This window comes from Aeromonas sp. MR16 (genome assembly GCF_022549315.1).
Taxonomy (GTDB): domain Bacteria; phylum Pseudomonadota; class Gammaproteobacteria; order Enterobacterales; family Aeromonadaceae; genus Aeromonas; species Aeromonas aquatica.
The window spans coordinates 1-17,515 of sequence record NZ_JAKZFK010000051.1 but is presented as its reverse complement, the minus strand read 5'-3'; the positions used below and the strand labels follow the sequence as shown (position 1 = coordinate 17,515).

13 protein-coding genes, 1 tRNA gene, 2 rRNA genes and 1 pseudogene are annotated in these 17,515 nt (G+C 62.2%); 4 read left to right on the top strand and 13 right to left on the bottom strand.

Features of this window, described 5'->3' with window-relative positions; translation table 11 throughout:
• A pseudogene (locus MM194_RS21295) lies at window positions 1-196 on the bottom strand (IS1595 family transposase); the annotation flags it as partial.
• A 92-nt stretch (window positions 197-288) separates the two neighbouring features.
• Window positions 289-1,194 (bottom strand): LysR substrate-binding domain-containing protein, encoded by a 906-nt coding sequence (locus tag MM194_RS21290; protein ID WP_241344896.1) that lies wholly within the window; start codon window positions 1,192-1,194, stop codon window positions 289-291.
• 118 nt (window positions 1,195-1,312) lie between these two features.
• Between MM194_RS21290 and MM194_RS21285 the strand changes: the two genes are divergently transcribed.
• The 3 genes from MM194_RS21285 (at window position 1,313) to MM194_RS21275 (ending at window position 3,933) form a co-directional block, all read left to right on the top strand.
• The gene (locus MM194_RS21285) at window positions 1,313-2,440 is read left to right on the top strand and encodes an S-(hydroxymethyl)glutathione dehydrogenase/class III alcohol dehydrogenase (protein ID WP_025325292.1); all 1,128 of its coding nucleotides are present in this window, start codon (window positions 1,313-1,315) and stop codon (window positions 2,438-2,440) included.
• A 52-nt stretch (window positions 2,441-2,492) separates the two neighbouring features.
• The gene (gene fghA, locus MM194_RS21280; RefSeq protein ID WP_163148969.1) at window positions 2,493-3,347 is read left to right on the top strand and encodes an S-formylglutathione hydrolase; all 855 of its coding nucleotides are present in this window, start codon (window positions 2,493-2,495) and stop codon (window positions 3,345-3,347) included.
• 79 nt (window positions 3,348-3,426) lie between these two features.
• The gene (locus tag MM194_RS21275; RefSeq protein WP_241344895.1) at window positions 3,427-3,933 is read left to right on the top strand and encodes a DinB family protein; all 507 of its coding nucleotides are present in this window, start codon (window positions 3,427-3,429) and stop codon (window positions 3,931-3,933) included.
• A gap of 76 nt (window positions 3,934-4,009) precedes the next feature.
• Here the strand turns inward: MM194_RS21275 and MM194_RS21270 are convergent, their stop codons facing one another.
• Window positions 4,010-4,732, bottom strand: a complete 723-nt coding sequence (locus MM194_RS21270; RefSeq protein ID WP_241344894.1) for a head GIN domain-containing protein — start codon at window positions 4,730-4,732, stop codon at window positions 4,010-4,012.
• Window positions 4,733-5,064: 332 nt separating this feature from the next.
• Here MM194_RS21270 and ovoA point away from each other — a divergent pair, with 332 nt between their 5' ends.
• Window positions 5,065-7,215 carry a 5-histidylcysteine sulfoxide synthase gene (gene ovoA / locus MM194_RS21265; protein ID WP_241344893.1) on the top strand — a complete coding sequence of 717 codons (2,151 nt, stop codon included), beginning with the start codon at window positions 5,065-5,067 and terminating at the stop codon, window positions 7,213-7,215.
• Between the two features lie 64 nt (window positions 7,216-7,279).
• Here the strand turns inward: ovoA and MM194_RS21260 are convergent, their stop codons facing one another.
• The 10 genes from MM194_RS21260 to rrf (MM194_RS21215) form a co-directional block, all read right to left on the bottom strand.
• Window positions 7,280-8,251: a bile acid:sodium symporter family protein gene (locus MM194_RS21260; RefSeq protein ID WP_241344898.1), complete on the bottom strand. Its 972-nt coding sequence runs from the start codon at window positions 8,249-8,251 to the stop codon at window positions 7,280-7,282.
• 283 nt (window positions 8,252-8,534) lie between these two features.
• Window positions 8,535-9,974, bottom strand: coding sequence for an amino acid permease (locus MM194_RS21255; protein ID WP_241344891.1), 1,440 nt, complete (start codon window positions 9,972-9,974; stop codon window positions 8,535-8,537).
• A gap of 148 nt (window positions 9,975-10,122) precedes the next feature.
• Entirely contained in the window at window positions 10,123-10,461 is a 339-nt protein-coding gene (locus MM194_RS21250) for a tRNA-binding protein (protein WP_241344890.1), read from the bottom strand.
• Window positions 10,462-10,556: 95 nt separating this feature from the next.
• Complete coding sequence (locus tag MM194_RS21245; protein WP_241344888.1) at window positions 10,557-12,002, bottom strand: amino acid permease; 1,446 nt, start codon at window positions 12,000-12,002, stop codon at window positions 10,557-10,559.
• 103 nt (window positions 12,003-12,105) lie between these two features.
• Window positions 12,106-12,561 (bottom strand): beta-galactosidase subunit beta, encoded by a 456-nt coding sequence (locus tag MM194_RS21240; protein WP_241344887.1) that lies wholly within the window; start codon window positions 12,559-12,561, stop codon window positions 12,106-12,108.
• Window positions 12,558-15,626 carry a beta-galactosidase subunit alpha gene (ebgA, locus tag MM194_RS21235; protein ID WP_241344885.1) on the bottom strand — a complete coding sequence of 1,023 codons (3,069 nt, stop codon included), beginning with the start codon at window positions 15,624-15,626 and terminating at the stop codon, window positions 12,558-12,560. Before ebgA ends, MM194_RS21240 begins: the two co-directional genes overlap by 4 nt.
• 320 nt (window positions 15,627-15,946) lie before the next feature.
• Window positions 15,947-16,912 (bottom strand): transcriptional regulator EbgR, encoded by a 966-nt coding sequence (ebgR, locus tag MM194_RS21230; protein ID WP_241344884.1) that lies wholly within the window; start codon window positions 16,910-16,912, stop codon window positions 15,947-15,949.
• A gap of 156 nt (window positions 16,913-17,068) precedes the next feature.
• Window positions 17,069-17,183: ribosomal RNA gene (rrf, locus tag MM194_RS21225) — 5S ribosomal RNA — on the bottom strand.
• A gap of 27 nt (window positions 17,184-17,210) precedes the next feature.
• Window positions 17,211-17,286: transfer RNA gene (locus MM194_RS21220), tRNA-Thr, on the bottom strand.
• Window positions 17,287-17,391: 105 nt separating this feature from the next.
• Window positions 17,392-17,506 (bottom strand): 5S ribosomal RNA (gene rrf, locus MM194_RS21215).
• Between the last annotated feature and the right edge of the window lie 9 nt (window positions 17,507-17,515).

Below are 17,515 nucleotides of genomic sequence, written 5' to 3'. Positions count from 1 at the left end.
GACCTCGACTCCAGCCCCAAGGGGCCAATTGGGCGGCCTCGGCCTGACAGTGGGGGCAACATCGGCAAGCGGGGAGTTGAGCGGCCAGCGAGGTGATGGGATGGGGAGTTGTGAGTTCATGTTGTGCAAGACGACGCTGGCGCAAGGTGAGCAGTGGGAAGAGAGACAGTAGATGTTGAAAGGCTTGGGTATCCATGATGGTGGCCTTCAGGGGGATGACCTATTTCAAGGTTAGCCTTTCAACACGTAATTGGGACAGCGCCTTTCTTATACCTGTATCGCCCCCCATCAACCGATGGGCCGCACCAGCACGGGTTGGGCGGGATCGCTCAGCCGCTCGGCCAGATAGTCCACCAGCAGCCGCACCTTGGGGGAGAGGTGGCGGTTATGGGGATAGAGGGCCCAGATCCCCTCCTGCGGCGCCCGCAGCTCCGGCAGCAGTTCGATAAGCTCCCCCCGGGCGAGGTGGTCGCTCACGTAGTAGTCCGGCAGCTGGATGATGCCTATCCCCTTGAGTGCCGCGTCCAGCAGGGCGTGCCCGCTGTTGCACTGCAGCAGGCCGCGCACCCGCACGCTGTGGGGTTTACCGTCCAGAGTGAAGTGCCACTCGTCGCCATTGCCCACCAGACAGTGGTGGCGGGCCAGCTCCGAGAGGCTGTTGGGCATGCCGTGGCGGGCGGTATAGGCGGGGGAGGCGCACACATAGGGCACCCGTTGTGCCAGCTTGCGCGCCACCAGGGTCGAGTCCTTGAGGTGGCCGAGGCGGATCGCCAGATCGAACCCCTCGTGCACCAGATCCAGCAACTGGTTGGTGAGGTTGAGGGTCACCTCCAGCTGGGGGAAGCGCACCATGAAGTCGTTCACCAGCGGCGCGATGCGGCTTTCGCCGTAGGAGACTGGAGCCGTGATGCGCAACGTCCCCTGCGGCACCGCCTGATGGCGACCCAGGGCCAGCTCGGCCTCGTAGAGGTTGTCCAGCAACTGGCGGCAGTGGCGAAAGTAGATCTCCCCGAGCTCGGTGAGCCGCACCTGACGAGTGGTGCGCAGCAGCAGCTTGGCCTGCAGCCGGTCTTCCAGCTGCGCCACCTGACGGCTGACCTGAGCCACCGAGACCCCCAGCTTGCGCGCCGCCGGGGTGAAGCCCCCCTGCTCCGCCACGCTGACAAACTCACAGATCCCTTCCCAGCCGAACATTATTACCTATGTGTAAAAGTGATTTGATATTTCGCCTTATTATCACCAAATCGATGGGAAACTACACTGATTGTCCGAACTCATTTCCGTTCAACTCTCCACCATAAGGACATCATCCATGGCACAGGTTCAAAGCATCAAGTGCAAGGCCGCCATCGCCTGGGGCCCGGGTCAGCCCCTCTCCATCGAAGAGGTGGAGGTCATGCCACCCCAGGCCGGCGAGGTGCGGGTGCGGATCGTTGCCACCGGCGTCTGCCACACCGATGCCTTCACCCTGTCCGGCGAAGATCCGGAAGGTGTCTTCCCCTGCATCCTGGGCCATGAGGGGGGCGGCATAGTCGAGTCCGTCGGCGAGGGCGTCACCAGCGTCAAGGTGGGGGATCACGTGATCCCGCTCTACACCCCGGAATGCGGCGAGTGCAAGTTCTGCAAGTCCGGCAAGACCAACCTGTGCCAGAAGATCCGCGCCACCCAGGGCAAGGGTCTGATGCCGGACGGCACCACCCGCTTCTCCAAGGATGGCCAGCCCATCTATCACTACATGGGCACCTCCACCTTCAGCGAATACACTGTGCTGCCCGAGATCTCCATCGCCAAGGTGGACCCGGCCGCCCCGCTGGAAGAGGTCTGCCTGCTCGGCTGCGGCGTCACCACCGGCATAGGCGCCGTGATGAACACCGCCAAGGTCAAAGAGGGTGAGAGCGTCGCCATCTTCGGGCTGGGGGGCATAGGTCTCTCCGCCGTGATCGGTGCCCGCCTGGCCAAGGCCGGCCGCATCATCGCCATCGACATCAACGAGAGCAAGTTCGAGTTGGCCCGCAAGCTCGGCGCCACCGACTGCATCAACCCGAACGATTACGACAAGCCCATCCAGGAGGTGATCGTCGAGATGACCGACGGCGGCGTCGACTTCTCCTTCGAGTGCATCGGCAACGTCAAGGTGATGCGCGCCGCGCTCGAGTGCTGCCACAAGGGCTGGGGCGAGTCGGTCATCATAGGGGTGGCCGGTGCCGGTCAGGAGATCAGCACCCGTCCGTTCCAGCTGGTCACCGGCCGGGTCTGGCGCGGCAGCGCCTTCGGCGGCGTGCGTGGTCGCAGCGAATTGCCGAGCTACGTGCAGCGCTACATGCAGGGTGAGTTCCGGCTGGACGACTTCATCACCCACACCATGCCGCTGGAGCAGATCAACGAGGCCTTCGATCTGATGCACGAAGGCAAGAGCATCCGCACCGTCATCCACTACTGATCCCATCACAGCCCCGCCCATCGATGAATGGGCGGGGCAGAGGAGTCCTTCGATGAATCTGGACATTATCAGCAGCAACAAAAGCTTCGGTGGCTGGCACAAGCAGTACCGCCACAGCTCCACAGTGCAGGGCTGCGAGATGCGCTTCGCCATCTACCTGCCGCCCCAGGCCCTCACCGGCCAGAAGGTGCCCGTGCTCTACTGGCTCTCCGGCCTCACCTGCACCGACGAGAACTTCATGCAGAAGGCGGGGGCCCAGCGCATCGCCGCCGAGCTAGGCATCGCCCTGGTGGCGCCGGACACCAGCCCGCGCGGCGAAGGGGTACCGGACGATCCCGGTTACGATCTCGGCATGGGGGCTGGCTTCTATGTCAACGCCACCCAGCACCCCTGGCGGGATCACTACCAGATGTATGACTACGTCACCCGGGAGCTGCCCGAGCTCATCGAGACCCACTTCCCGGTCTCCACCAGGCGCGCCATCAGCGGCCACTCCATGGGGGGCCACGGGGCCCTGATCGCCGCGTTGCGCGAACCCGGCCGCTACCGCTCGGTGTCGGCCTTCAGCCCCATCAGCCACCCGAGCCGCGCCCCCTGGGGCCAGAAGGCCCTCGGCGCCTACCTCGGCAACAATCCGCTGCTGTGGCAGGAGTGGGACGCCTGCCAGCTGCTGCGTCACCACGACAGCCAGCCCCTGCCGACCCGGGTAGACGTGGGACTGGACGATCCCTTCCTGGCAGAGCAACTCGGCATAGACGCCCTGGCCGAGATTGCGACCGCCAAGGAGTGGCCCCTGGCGCTCCATCGCCATGCCGGCTATGACCACAGCTACTACTTCGTGGCGAGCTTCATCGAGGAACACCTGCGCTTTCACGCCAGCCACCTCGGTGAGCCGGCCCAGGGCTGACCAGGGGCCAGACAGGCCCCCCATGATCGCCCGCCCCTCATCAGCGGGCGGCCATAAACAAGGGAACAGGGAGACAAGGATGACGATCTTCACCACGCTGCTGGCCATGCCGGACCAGTTCGAACGACTGCTGGCACAGGTGCCCGCCGACCAGCTGGACTGGGAACCCGCCAACTGGGCCGGGACCCCCGCCGAGCGCTTCAGCGCCCGGGGGCACCTCTGCCACCTGCTGGACATAGAGACCCAGGGCTATCAGCTGCGCTTTCGCCGTACCCTGGAAGAGAGCCTGCCCGCGCTGGCCTCCCTCGATGGCTATCAACTGGCGCGAGACAACCAGTACCCGTTGCAGGATACAGCGGTGCAGCTGGACCGCTTTCGCACCGCCCGCTTGCAGACAGTGGACTGGCTCAAGGCGCTGCCCTCCAGCGCCTGGGCGCGGCGCGCCCGCTATGGCGACTATGGCGAGGTGACCCTGGACGGTCTGGTGCGCCTGCTCGTCAGCCACGACCACCAGCACCTCGCCGGCATGCAGTGGCTGCTGATGCGGCTCAACGCGGATCTGCGCCTCGCGCTGCCTCTCGAGTGAGAGAAAGCAGCGCGACCATGGATAACAAAACAGGCCCTGCATGGGCCTGTTATTTAGCTGTAATCGCGCCGGATACTCAGCTTCCTGCACGGGAGATGGCGCCGGACCCTGCGATCTCGCTCTCCAGCCTGGGGTTGCCCAGATAGCTGACCGAGCCGGAGCCGGCGATGCCGACCTTCAGCAACTCGCTGGCATTCACTGCTACGTCGCCACTGCCGGCGATATTGACCTCGACCTCCTCTCCTTTGAACTGCGCGCCCGACACGCCACCGGCACCGGCGATGTTGAGCTCCACTTCCCTGGCCGAGCCCTCCCCCAGATCCAGGCTGCCCGCACCGGCAATATTGCCCTCCAGTCGATCCAGTGCCAGCTGGCTGGCGACTATATCCCCCAGGCCGGCCACCGACAGTACCAGCTCGTCTCCCGAAAAACCGCTCAGATCGCCGCGAGCCAGGCCCGCCAGCGCCAGCTCTTCCACCTTGGGCAGGGTGATGGTGATATCGATGGGCTCGGGGGGATCGAGCCGGTAACCCTCCTTCACCTCTATCTCAAGCTTGTCGCCCTTCTCGGTCAGCTCCAGGTAGGGCAGCAGGTTCCCCTGCCCCCGGATGTGGATGCCGCTCGCCGCCCCCGCCACCAGATGGATGTTGGCGGGCACCCCGGCCAGCACCCGGGTCACCTGCTGACCCAGGGGGTGGCGCTGCTCGATGACGGCGCCGTCACCGCTCACCTTGGTATAATCCAACTTGCTGCAACCACCGAGCCCCAGGGCCAGCATCACTCCCAGCATCCACTTCATTTCTCTCTCCTTGTTGATGGCCCTGTCCGGCCTGTCTGTACTCATCCGGGAATCAAGATGGCAATCCTCATGCCATAATCTCAACTGCATGATTTTTATGTTTTTTTATTATTTTAATTGCCAGAGCCATCAGGCTGTAACGCGCCATTCTGACTATATAGTGGTGAAATTGGCCATACCCAAATGGGAATTCACCTACCTGACGAGTAGCCGCCATGACAACAAGTACCGACAGTTTTTGGTTGCCGCCCCGGTCTGTTGAGCCAATAGTGATACCTTGTGCGTATAGAGCTCTCCACGTGCATTTGTCACTGCCAACAAGGAGTCAGAGCGTGACCCAAGTCAGCCATCCATTCGCCAACCCAGAGGGCCTGCCAGCCACGACCCGCACCCCGCTGCTCGGCGGCGACGATCCCGAGCACAAGCGCCGCGAGCTGCTCGACTACTTCTGTCAGACCTTCGATCTCTACGACAGCCTGTTCGACTGCCTGGCCGATGAGCGGGCCTGGTTCAACAAGGCGATCCCCCTGCGCCACCCCCTCATCTTCTACTACGGCCACACCGCCGCCTTCTTCGTCAACAAGCTGCTGGCGGCCAACCTCATCGACCGGCGCCTCGATCCCCGCATCGAGGCCATGGTGGCCATCGGCGTGGACGAGATGAGCTGGGACGATCTGGACGAGACCCACTACGACTGGCCTGCGGTGGCCGAACTGCGCGCCTACCGTGGCCGCGTGCGTGCCCTGGTGTGTGATTTCATCGAGCGTATGCCGATCGCACTGCCCATCGACTGGCAGAGCCCGGCCTGGGTCATCCTGATGGGGATAGAGCACGAGCGCATCCACCTGGAGACCTCCAGCGTGCTGATCCGCCAGCTGCCCCTGGCCTGGGTGCAGCCGCAGCCCTATTGGCCCGCCTGTACCCAGGCCCGCCACAGACGCGACCAGGTGCCCGCCAACAGCCTGCTGCCGGTGGCGGGGGGTCGAGTGCGCCTCGGCAAGCAGGACGCCACCTACGGCTGGGACAACGAATATGGCGAGCGCCACATAGAGCTGGCCCCCTTCCAGGCCAGCCGCATGCTGGTGAGCAACGCCGAGTACTTCCCCTTCGTGCAGGCGGGCGGCTATGAGACCCGGGCCTGGTGGGACGACGAGGGCTGGGGCTGGTGCCAGTATGCCAAGGCGCGCATGCCCAGCTTCTGGGTCGGCGACCCCAACGAACCCGAGCAACTGCAACTGCGGCTGATGACCGGGCAGATCTCCCTGCCCTGGGATTGGCCCGCCGAAGTCAATCAGCTGGAGGCGGCCGCCTTCTGCCGCTGGAAAGCGGCCCAGACCGGCCTGCCCATACAGCTGCCGAGCGAGGGGGAATGGATGCTGCTGCGCGAGCAGGTACCCGGGGATCAGCCGGACTGGCTGGGAGCCCCCGGCAATATCAACCTGGCCCGCTTCGCCTCCTCCTGCCCGGTGGATGCCTGCCCCCAGGGCGACTTCTTCGATCTGGTGGGCAACGCCTGGCAGTGGACCAGCACCGCCATCGACGGCTTCGAGGGGTTCAAGGTGCACCCGCTCTACGATGACTTCTCCACCCCCACCTTCGATGGCAAGCACAGCCTCATCAAGGGCGGCAGCTGGATAAGCACAGGTAACGAGGCGCTCAAGTCGTCCCGCTACGCCTTCCGTCGCCACTTCTTCCAGCATGCGGGCTTCCGCTATCTGGTCTCACGCTATCAGGAAGCCATCACAGTGAACCCTTATGAAACCGACGCCCTGGTGGCGCAATACCTCGACTTCCAGTACGGCCCAACCCACTTCGGGGTGGCCAACTACGCCAGCACCCTGGCCAGCCTCGCCAGCGAGCTGTGCAGCCGCCACCAGCGGGCGCTGGACATCGGCTGCGCCACCGGCCGCGCCAGTTTCGAGCTGGCCCGCCACTTCCAGCACGTGGACGGGGTCGACTACTCGGCCCGCTTCATCGATGTGGCCCTCGCCCTCGCCAGCCAGGACAGCTTCCGTTACGCCATGCCGGTGGAGGGGGAACTGGTGGAGTATTGCGAGGCGCGGCTGTCGAGTCACGACCTCGGGCCTGCGCAAGCGGATCGCATCCACTTCAGCCAGGGGGATGCCTGCAATCTCAAGCCCAAGTACGATCACTACGATCTGGTGCTCGCCTCCAACCTGATCGACCGGCTGCGGGAGCCCGCCCGCTTCCTGCGGGACATTGCTCCCAGACTGCGCAGCGGCGGCCTGCTGGTGCTCACCAGCCCCTACACCTGGCTGACCGACTACACCCCCAAGGCGAACTGGCTCGGCGGCATCCGGGAAAACGGCGAGGCCCTCTCCACCCATCAGGCGCTGCAACGGCTGCTGGCGGCGGAGTTCGAGGAGCTGTGCCCGCCGAGAGACGTGCCCTTCGTCATCCGCGAAACCGCCCGCAAGCACCAGCACACGGTGGCCCAGCTCACCGTCTGGCGCAAACGCTGAGGGCGCCCAGCCGGGGAATGCAAAGAGGGAGGCCCATGGCCTCCCTCTCTTTTTGCCCAAAGGCTTATCCCTCCTGGACCTGGGGCAGGGGCTCCTGCTCGCGATAGCGGCGGGCCAGCACGGCGCACACCATCAGCTGGATCTGGTGGAAGATCATCAGCGGCAGCACCATGACCCCGACGCTGGCGGCGGGGAACATGACGTTGGCCATGGGCACCCCGTTTGCCAGGCTCTTCTTGGAGCCGCAGAAGACGATGGTGATCTCGTCCGCCCGCTCGAACCTGAGGCGGCGGCTGATCCAGACGTTCCAAGCCAGCACCAGTGCCAGCAGCACGCAGCTCAGCAGCACTATGCTGGCCAAGTCATACCAACCTACCTGATGCCAGATCCCCTGCACCACGGCCTCGCTGAAGGCCACATAGACCACCAGCAGTATGGAGCTCTGATCCAGCTTGCCGATGAGGGGGCGATGGCTGTCGACCCAGCGGCCGATGAGGGGGCGCGACAGGTGGCCCACCACGAAGGGCAGCATCAGCTGCACCATGATGGCCTGAATGGAGTGCCAGGTGTCGACCCCCTCCCCCTGAACATTGATCATCAGCCCCACCAGCACAGGCGAGAGGAAGATGCCGAGAATGCTGGAAGCCGAGGCGCTACACACCGCCGCCGACACATTGCCCCCCGCCATGGAGGTGAAGGCGATGGCCGACTGCACTGTCGCGGGCAGGGCGCACAGATAGAGGAAGCCCAGATAGATGGCCGGGCTCAGCCACTGGGGCACCAGCGGGGTGAGCAAGAGCCCCAGCAGCGGGAACAGCAGGAAGGTGCTGGCCATCACCACCAGGTGGAGCCGCCAGTGGCCGAGCCCCGCCAGCAGGTTCTGGCGCGACAGCTTGGCGCCATGCATGAAGAAGAGCAGCGCCACCGCCAGCTTGGTCAGCAGCGCGAACCAGACGGCCACCTGGCCCTCGCAGGGGAAGAAGGAGGCCAGGGCCACCACCAGAATCAGCACAGAGGTAAAGGGCTCCAGACGCACGGAGAGTCTCCAACGAAAGCGCATCCCGCTCCGCCGAGGCGTTCGGGAGGGGACGACAGGAAAGACAACAGGAGCTGTTTGACAGCTCCCGTTGCAACGAGTCCCCAGCTTACCCCGAGAAATGGGTGCTGCAAAGTTGAGCGACAGCCTCAGGTGTTTAAGAAAATTAAACGTCTTTGCACCATGCTGGTGTGAAATTGAACAATAAACCGGGCCCCACGGACGATAAGGCATAAAAAACGGGTGGCCTGGGCCACCCGTTGCACGACAAGTCGTGATGTCATCAGCTCTGTTTGGCCAGGGTGTCGACCTTGCCTTTGGTCGCCCCGCCCTTGCGGGCCTGCCGCCGCTCGAAGCGGGAGATCCACCAGTAGGCGATGGCCGAGAACACCGCCGTCATGAAGACGTTGATGAAGAAGGCGCGCACCAGATCCACCCCGGCCGGGAAGGCGGAGGCGCTCATGCTCACCACGAAGATGAGGATCAGCACCGACACCACCGCCATGCCGAAGGTGCGCGACCCCATACGGAAGTCCCGCGGGGTCTCGTCGTGTTTCCAGCGGAACACAAAGTAGGCCACCATGATGAAGATCGGCGGCAGCATGGCGGTACCGGCGGTGAGATTGATGGCGGTGTTCATCATCTGCTGCACCGACTCGGAGCCGAAGCCGTTCACCACCAGCATCACGAACACGAACACAAACTGCCACCAGGCGGCGCGCACCGGCACCCCGTGCTCGTTGAGCTGGGTGGTCTTGTCGCCATAGACGCCCTGAGGGATCTCGGAGAAGTGGATCTTCACCGGCGCCGAGGTCCACATCATCATGGAGCCGAACATGGCGATGAACAGCACCACCCCGACCGCCCGGCCGACCAGCGCCTCCGACAGCTGGAAGTACTGCGCCATGCCGGTGAAGATCTCCACCATGCCGCCGGCGTAGGTGAGGCTCTCCCGCGGCACGAAGACGTTGACCAGCACCGAGCCGATGGCATACATGGCACCTATGATCACACCGGCGGTGATGATCACCCTGATGAAGGACTTCTGACCGCCCTTGACGTCATTGAGATAGGCCGCCGCCGTCTCGGCGCCACCGGCCGCCTGGAAGATCCAGCACATGATGCCGAGCGTCGCCCAGTTGATGGTGGGGGTCATGGCCGCCAGGGTGATGGGCTCGGCCGGCACGTGATCGCCCCCCAGCGCCATCAGCGCCCCCAGCACATAGATGGCGAACAGGGCGAACACCCCGTAGGCCACCAGCTCGGCAATCTTGCCGAGCCAGGTCGCCCCCTTGGTGGAGATATGGGTCGCCGCCGCGAACAGCGCTATGGAGATGACCGAGGTCACCATGGGGGAGAAGCTGTATTCATAGCCCAGCATGGCGTAGGAGGCGTAGGCGATGACGTTCGGCAGCAGGGAGACGAACCAGAACAGGTTAACGAACCAGTAGAGGAAGGAGCCGAGGTAGGCCATCCGGGTGCCGAGCGGCTTCTTGAGCCAGTCATACATGCCCGATTCCGAGTGCTTGTTGGCCGAGACGAACTCGGAAATGATGAACACGAAGGGGATGAAATAGACGATCGTGGCCAGCAGGAAAACGGGGGCTGAGCTCAGCCCCAGTTCGATGTTGTTGTTGACGATGTTGCGCACGTTGAACACGGCGGCAAAGGTCATCGACAACAGGGCAAACTTGCCTATGGTGCCGCGTACTGATTCAGACATATTGTCCTCCGGTGGGTTCACGCCCCTTCGCATGAGGGCGCCATGACTCTGAATGTGTTCGACCCCAGCCTGCTGGCCGGGCCGTTTACTCTCTTGTTATTGTTGGCCTGGGCACCGCAAGCTGGCCCGGGCTGGCATCATCCCGCCCTCACACTATCGGGGTGCCCGGCGCCATCGACACTTTGGGTTGCAACAGCACGCTCTGGCTCTCGTCCGGGGTCTCGGCGCAGAGCAACATGCACTCGGATCGCTCGCCGCGCATCTTGGTCGGCTTGAGGTTGGTCAGCACCACCACCTCGCTGCCCATCAGCTCCTCTTCGCTGTAATGGGGCACCAGACTGGTGACCGTCTGCAGCGGCCGCTCGCCACCCACGTCGATCTGGACGATATAGAGTTTGTCGGCCCCGGGATGGCGCACCACCTCCAGCACCTTGCCCACCTTCATCTCGACCCGTTTGAATTCGGCAAACTCGATCGTCTCGCTCATTCCATGCTCCTTCTGTTCTGTGGTTCAACCTGTCGCGGGTGGCCGCCGCCACCCGCTTTCACTCTCTTGGCCACTCGGGCCCCATGCGTTGGGGATCAGGAGGGCTGGATGGAGACCTGCGCCGCCGGCAGGGCCTCTTTCACCCGGGCCTCCTCGCTCAGGGAGGCTTCATATCTGTTGTATTTCCACCAGGCGAAGCCGAGGAAGATCACTATGCCGCCGACGTTGTAGAAGACGATGGTCATGATGTCGGCGCCGGTCGGGAAGGTGGAGGCGAGGAAGCCCACCGAGAAGATGGCGATCAGCACAGAGACCACGGCTATACCTGTGGTGCGCGAGCCCATCTTGAAATCCCGCGGCAGGTGATCCAGCTTCAGGCGCAGATTGAGGTAGGCCAGCATGATGAAGAGCGGCGGCAGCATGGAGGCGGCAGCTGTCATGTTGATGACGGTGTTCATCAGATCCTGCGCCGTGTTGGAGCCGAGCGTCGGGATCAGCATCAGGGGCAGCACTATGAGGTATTGGATCCAGGCAGCCCGGGCGGGCACGCCGTTCTCGTTCAGCTCGACCGTCTTCTTGCCAAAGATGCCGGCCGGGATCTCGGAGAAGAAGATCTTCACCGGGGTCGCGGTCCACATCAGCAGGGAGCCGAACATGGCGGTGAAGGAGACCAGTCCGACGAAGCGGTTCATCAGGATGGCGGGCAGACCAAAGTAAGAGGCCAGCCCCTCGAACACCTGCACCGAGCCACCGGTGTATTTCAGGGTGTCGCCGGGCACGAAGACGTTGATCAAAAGCGACGCTATGGAGTAGAGCACGCCGATGAAGATGCCGGCGATGATGATCACCTTCACGAAGGACTTGGAGCCCCCTTTGACGTCATTCACATAGACAGCCACCGACTCGGCGCCACCGGCCGCCATAAAGATCCAGGTGGTGATACCCAGGAAGGCCCAGCTGAAGTCGGGGATCATGGCCTCGACCGTAATGGGGTCGGCCGGCTGCACACCGCCGAGCAGGGCCGCGCCCGCCAGCAGTATGTAGGAGAGGGTCAGCAGCAGCATCAGGGACGAGGTCACCGAGGTGATGGGGCCCAGCATCTTGGCGCCGTTGGTGGAGACGTAGGTGGCAAAGGCAAACAGCACCATGCTTAAGAAAGTGGTCGCCAGCGGCGTGAGTATGTATTCGTAGCCGAGGAAGGCATAGGAGGCGTAGGCAATCACCCGCGGCAACAGCGAAGTGAAGAAGAAGAGGTTCACGAACCAGTAGGTGTAGGCGGAGATAAAGGCCCAGCGGCCGCCGAGGGAGCTTTTGACCCAGGCATAGACACCGGCTTCGGAGTTCTTATTCAGTGACACGAATTCCGCGATGATCAGACAGAACGGAATGAAGTAAAAAATGGTGGCCAGAAAGAACATGGGGGCCGACGCCAGACCGATCTCGATGTTGTTGTTGATGACGTTGTTGAAGCTGAATACCGCCGCGAAGGTGAGCGACAGCAGACCGAACTTGCCTATCGTATTCCGCTTGGAATCGGACATGGTGCATCTCCAGACCTGTAGTTGTTGTCTGCCAAAAGGCGGGGCATGAGTTGTAGGGTGGCCCCGCCCTTCCGGCTTTTATCAGTGCAAAAACAGCGGCTTGTTATTTGTTTTTGAAGTAGCCGCCTTCGACCGTGACCTTGATGATCACCTTGCGCACCGGGCTGTCGCCTGTGAACCGGTAGGCTTCGTCGTTCTCGAAGATCACCACCTGACCGTTGCCGACCTTCTGGCGCTCACGCACCTCACCGGCCAACCACTCGCGGTCGGTGGTGTCGTCGTAGCCCTGCTCGACCCGCAGATCCTGCTTGGCAGCCCACTCCACCGTCTCTTCCCCTTCCAGGTAGTAGTGGATATCGAAGTAGCGGCGCTGCCCCTCGAACAATGAGGTGGCCGGGCTGGCCCCCTCCTGCAAGCGGTAGGTGAGGGAGTCACCTATGGAGTGGCAGATACCGGGCTTGAGGTTTGGCAGGTTGTTGATGGCCTCCACGCAGCGGCCCCACTTCTTGCCCTCCCGGTAGATGTTTTTGAACTGGGTCAGGTTATCCAGGGTGATCATGCGAGGTTCCTCCCGCCGTTGATGCTGAGATCGATCCCGGCCAGCGCAGCCGGATTGAGGTTGCCGCGGGCTATGGGCAGCAGGGTCAGGCCGAAGCTGAACGGCTCGAAGCGCACCCGCCAGGAGTCCAGCACCTCTGAGCCCCAGGAGTTGGAGCCCAGCCCCAGCACCTTGTGATCCAGATTGAGGGTGAGATAGCCACTCGGTTCCAGCTCGTTGATGTGCTGGGCCCCGTGGATATGCTCCCAGCTGTGGGGCCAGACGCTCAGGTTGATGGGGGCATCGGGCCGCACGTAGAGACCGGCGCCGTGACGGTTGGTCAGGGTTGCCCAGCGCACCTGCTGGCGGTTGCCGTTGTCCTGCGGGAAGGGGTAGTGCTCCCACATCTCGCTCACAGTGCTCTGGAAGCAGTCGATCCAGTTGCTCTGGCGGCTGTCCTGATAGTTCTCCCCCGGGCCCATGCCAAGGTAGTGCACCCGATCGAGATCCTGGCGAATACCCAGCTCGAAGCCGATCTTGGGGATGATGTCGTCATAGCCGCCGTAGGGCTGACCGGATAGCGCCACGTGCAGCTGGCCATTCGGGCTCAGGGTGTAGACGTAGCGGCAGCGCATGCCGAAGTCGAACACCGGCGGCGCTATCAGGCTCTCGACCGTCACCTCGACTGCGTCACCCAGCTGGCGCCAGCTTAAGGCACGGAAGTGCTCCTGCATGATCTGCAGGTGGTTCGGGTGCCACAGGCTCTCGTACTCCTGCTTGTGGTTGTCGATCATCGGCTTGAAGAAGGTGAGACGCGGCGCCCGCTCGATAAGCTCGATGCCATCCTGCTGCCAGCTCACCAGCTTGCCGTCGAGGCGCGAGAAGCGCAGGGCGAAGCCGCTGCCGCTCAAGGTCAGCGCGAGCCGCTCATCGGCAATCTGCAACGGAGTGGCGTTGGGGTTGGCAAAGGGCTGCAGCTGGCGGGTCGACTCTTTCAGCTGGAACTGGTACTGGCCCAGCTCGTGCTCTGCCGCGCTGTAACGGGTGGCAGTGGCCTTGATGACCCTCAGCTGGACGAAGGTTTCCCGCGTATCGAGGGATGGCAGATCGAGCAGCAGCTCGGTTATGGCACCGGGGGCAACCCCTTCCAGACGGATTTGCTGGCTGGCCAACAGCTCGCCCTCGGCCTTCACCTCGACCAGCAGACGGATGTCGTCGAGATTGGAGAACCAGTAGCGGTTTTCCACCGCCAGCTTGCCGCTGGCCAGATCCAGCGCACGCACCTTGACCGGGCAGATCACCTGCTTGTATTCACGCAGGCCCGGCCCCGGAGTCTGATCCGGATAGATGAGGCCATCCATGCAGAAGTTGTAGTTGTTGGGGTAGTCGCCGTAGTCGCCGCCGTATTTGTAAACGGCACGCCCCTGCTCGTCCTGATCCAGAATGCCGTGATCGCACCACTCCCAGATGTAGTGGCCCTGAATGTGGGGATGGCGGTCGAACACCTGCTGGTATTCGCTGAGGCCACCCGGGCCATTACCCATGGCGTGGGCGTATTCGCAGATAATGCGCGGCTTCTCCATCGGGAACTCGCCGAAGCAGTTCATCTGGGAGACGCGCGAATACATGGTACTCACCACATCCACCACCTCGGCATCGCGATCCTCTTCGTAGTGCACCAGCCGGGTCGGGTCGATCGCCTTGCAACGCTGGTACATGGCCCTGATGTTGCAGCCGTAGCCGGACTCGTTGCCGAGCGACCAGATGATGATGGAGGGGTGGTTCTTCTGGGCGTGAACATGGCGCTCGATCCTGTCCACGAACACCGGCTCCCAGAAGGGATCGTCGGTGATGCGGCTGAGATCGCCGACGTTGGCAAAGCCGTGGGTCTCCACGTCGGTCTCCGCCATCACGAACAGGCCGTACTGGTCGCACAGCTCGTAGAAGCGCGGGTCGTTCGGGTAGTGGGCGGTGCGCACCGAGTTGAGGTTGTGCTGCTTCATCAGCACTATGTCGCGCTCGACCCGATCCATGCCGACCGCGCGGCTCTTGAGGTGGTCGTTGTCGTGACGGTTCACCCCGTGCAGCTTGAGGTAGTGGCCGTTGACGTAGAAGAGGCCATCCTTGACCTTGATTTCACGCACCCCGACTCGCTGCGGGATCACTTCCAGCAGCTCGCCCTGACCGTTGTAGAGGGAGAGTTGCAGCTGATAGAGGTAAGGATCTTCCGCGCTCCACAGATGGGGGTTGGCCAGATCCAGCGTGAAGCGGCAGTCGAGCTTGCCGTCGATGGCGAGACTGTCGAGCGAGCCGCTGGCGATCTCGCGCCCCTGATCCAGCAGGGACCAGACCAGGCGATGATCAGGGGCAGGCGCCCCCAGATTCTCCAGCTGGATATCGCAGCTCAGGGTAGCGCTGTCGTCGGCCAGTGCGGTCTGGATAAAGAAGTCCTGCACATGGGCAGCCGGTTTGCCCACCAGATAGACGTCGCGGAAGATCCCCGCCATCCACCACATGTCCTGATCTTCGATATAGGTGGAGTCCGCCCACTGCATCACCCGCACCGACAGCAGGTTTTCACCGGTGTTGGCATAGGCGCTGATGTCGAACTCGGCGGTGAGGCGGCTCCCCTTGCTGAAGCCGACGTAGTGGCCGTTCACATAGACCTCGAAGTAGGTCTCCACCCCATCAAACTTGATGATCACCTGCTCGCCATCCCAGGCCGGACTCAGCACGAAGCTGCGCTGATAGGCGCCGGTGGGGTTGTTGGTCGGCACGAAGGGTACGTCTATGGGGAAGGGGAAGCCCTCGTCTGTGTATTGCAGGTTGCCATGCCCTTCCATCTGCCACATGTTAGGCACTGTAATCTGACCCCAGCCGCTCATGGGGCTGTGATAGAAGTCTTCCGGCACCAGCAGGGGGTGCGCAAAGTAGTGGAACTGCCACTGGCCGCTCAAGGAGAGGAAGCGACGGCTCAGCTCCCGCTGCATGGTGGCTGCCAGCCCGTGATCGGTATAAGAGAAGAAGTAGGCGCGCGGAGCCAGCCTGTTTTCACCAACGAATTGGACGTTTTCCCAGTTATTCACATGTCCTCCCGGAACAAGACAACTTTGACTGGGTAAACTCTAGATAAACATTTACTAAATATCAGGTAATGATCGGTAAAGTTTTAACCCCATCACACAAGATGGCTGGATTTGTGAGCGAGATCAGAAGCGGGAGATAAAAGAGGGGGCTGTCTGCCTGAATGGCATAGATATTGGCGGGGTCAGGAAGAGATAGATGCATAGTATTTAAAAACAAATACTTAAATATTTTTCTTGATGGCAGGAGTCAATGCAGGAGGGAGGAAGGCCGTTGCTCCATAGGGATATGGAGCAACAGGGGAGGGATAATTTTACTAAAACTACCGAGTGGTACCGCGCAGGGTCAGTCGGCTGGGAACCAGCACCCGCAGCGGCACTTCCCGCTCGTCGCGCAGCCGCTCGACCAACAGATTGACCCCCTGGGAGCCCATCAACTCGGAGTGGATCCGCACCGTGGAGAGCGGCGGGAAGGTGAACTTGGCGGTCGGAATGTCGTTCACACTGATCAGCTCGATCTGCAGGGGAATGGCCAGCCCCTTCTCATGGATCGCCCGCAGCACACCTATGGCGATGGAGTCAGAGGCCACGAACAGGGCACGGGGCCAGTCGCCGGCCAGCATCTCCTTCGCCAGCCGATAGCCGGAGGCACTGGAGAAGTCCCCGCGATAGAGGTCGCTCTCCTGCACCACTCCCAGCCGCTGACCGTAGTCGAGGAAGGCCAGCTCACGGAGATCCGGCGCCTCGTCCTGACCCCCTATATAGCCGATGCGGCCATGCCCCTGGGCGATGAAGAAGTCCACCACCTGCTGGCTGATGAGCGCCAAATCCACGTCTACGGAGTCAAATTCCCCCTGGGAGCGGCAATCCACGAACACCAGCTGGGCAGAGAGAGAATGGAACGCAGCCAGGCGCTCCTCGGGCAGATGGCCGATGACCAGGATGCCGTCGACGGCGGAGAGCTCACGCCCCTCGGCGCCGTTGTAGAAATGGGTCAGCTCTATGTTGAAGCGGGCGCACTGGGTCTCGATGCCGTAGCGAATGGCGAGATAGTAGGGGTCGTTGACCTCTGTGCTCTGCGGGTAGGCATAGACCGCCAGAAAGTGCAGCTTGCTCTTGTGCACCCCTTTGCGGGCGCTGCTGGTCTTGTACTCCAGCCGCTCGGCAATCTCGAAGATCTTCTGCCTGGTCTCTTCCTTGACGCTCAGCGTCGGATCCTCATTGAGCACCCGTGACACCGTGGCCTGGGACACCCCCGCCTCCAGCGCTATTTCCTTCAACGTAGCCATGCATACTCCTCTGGCGATGACGCGCGACAATACCAGTCCAAGAGTAACGGGCAACATGCTGACAGCCCAGCATTTTTACTAAAATAAACCCATCAGAACAGGAAAAAACACCAAAGCAAAAAGGCCTCCCGCATGGGAGGCCTCTTCTAAATAGGTGCCTGACAGTGTCCTACTCTCGCATGGCGAATGCCACACTACCATCGGCGCTACCGCGTTTCACTTCTGAGTTCGGCATGGGATCAGGTGGTTCCACGGCGCTATTGCCGTCAGGCAAAAAGCGTTAAAACTAACTTAAAACTGGTGCTGATACCCAGAGTCGAACTGGGGACCTCATCCTTACCAAGGATGCGCTCTACCAACTGAGCCATATCAGCACACTAACCGGTAAAGAACACACTGTGTGCGTTATCTAAATCTGTTGTCCGCAACCACCTTACGTCGCTGCACGACCAATCACATCGCTGTGACTGTAATTAGGAGCCTGGCAGTGTCCTACTCTCGCATGGCGAATGCCACACTACCATCGGCGCTACCGCGTTTCACTTCTGAGTTCGGCATGGGATCAGGTGGTTCCACGGCGCTATGGCCGCCAGGCAAAAAACT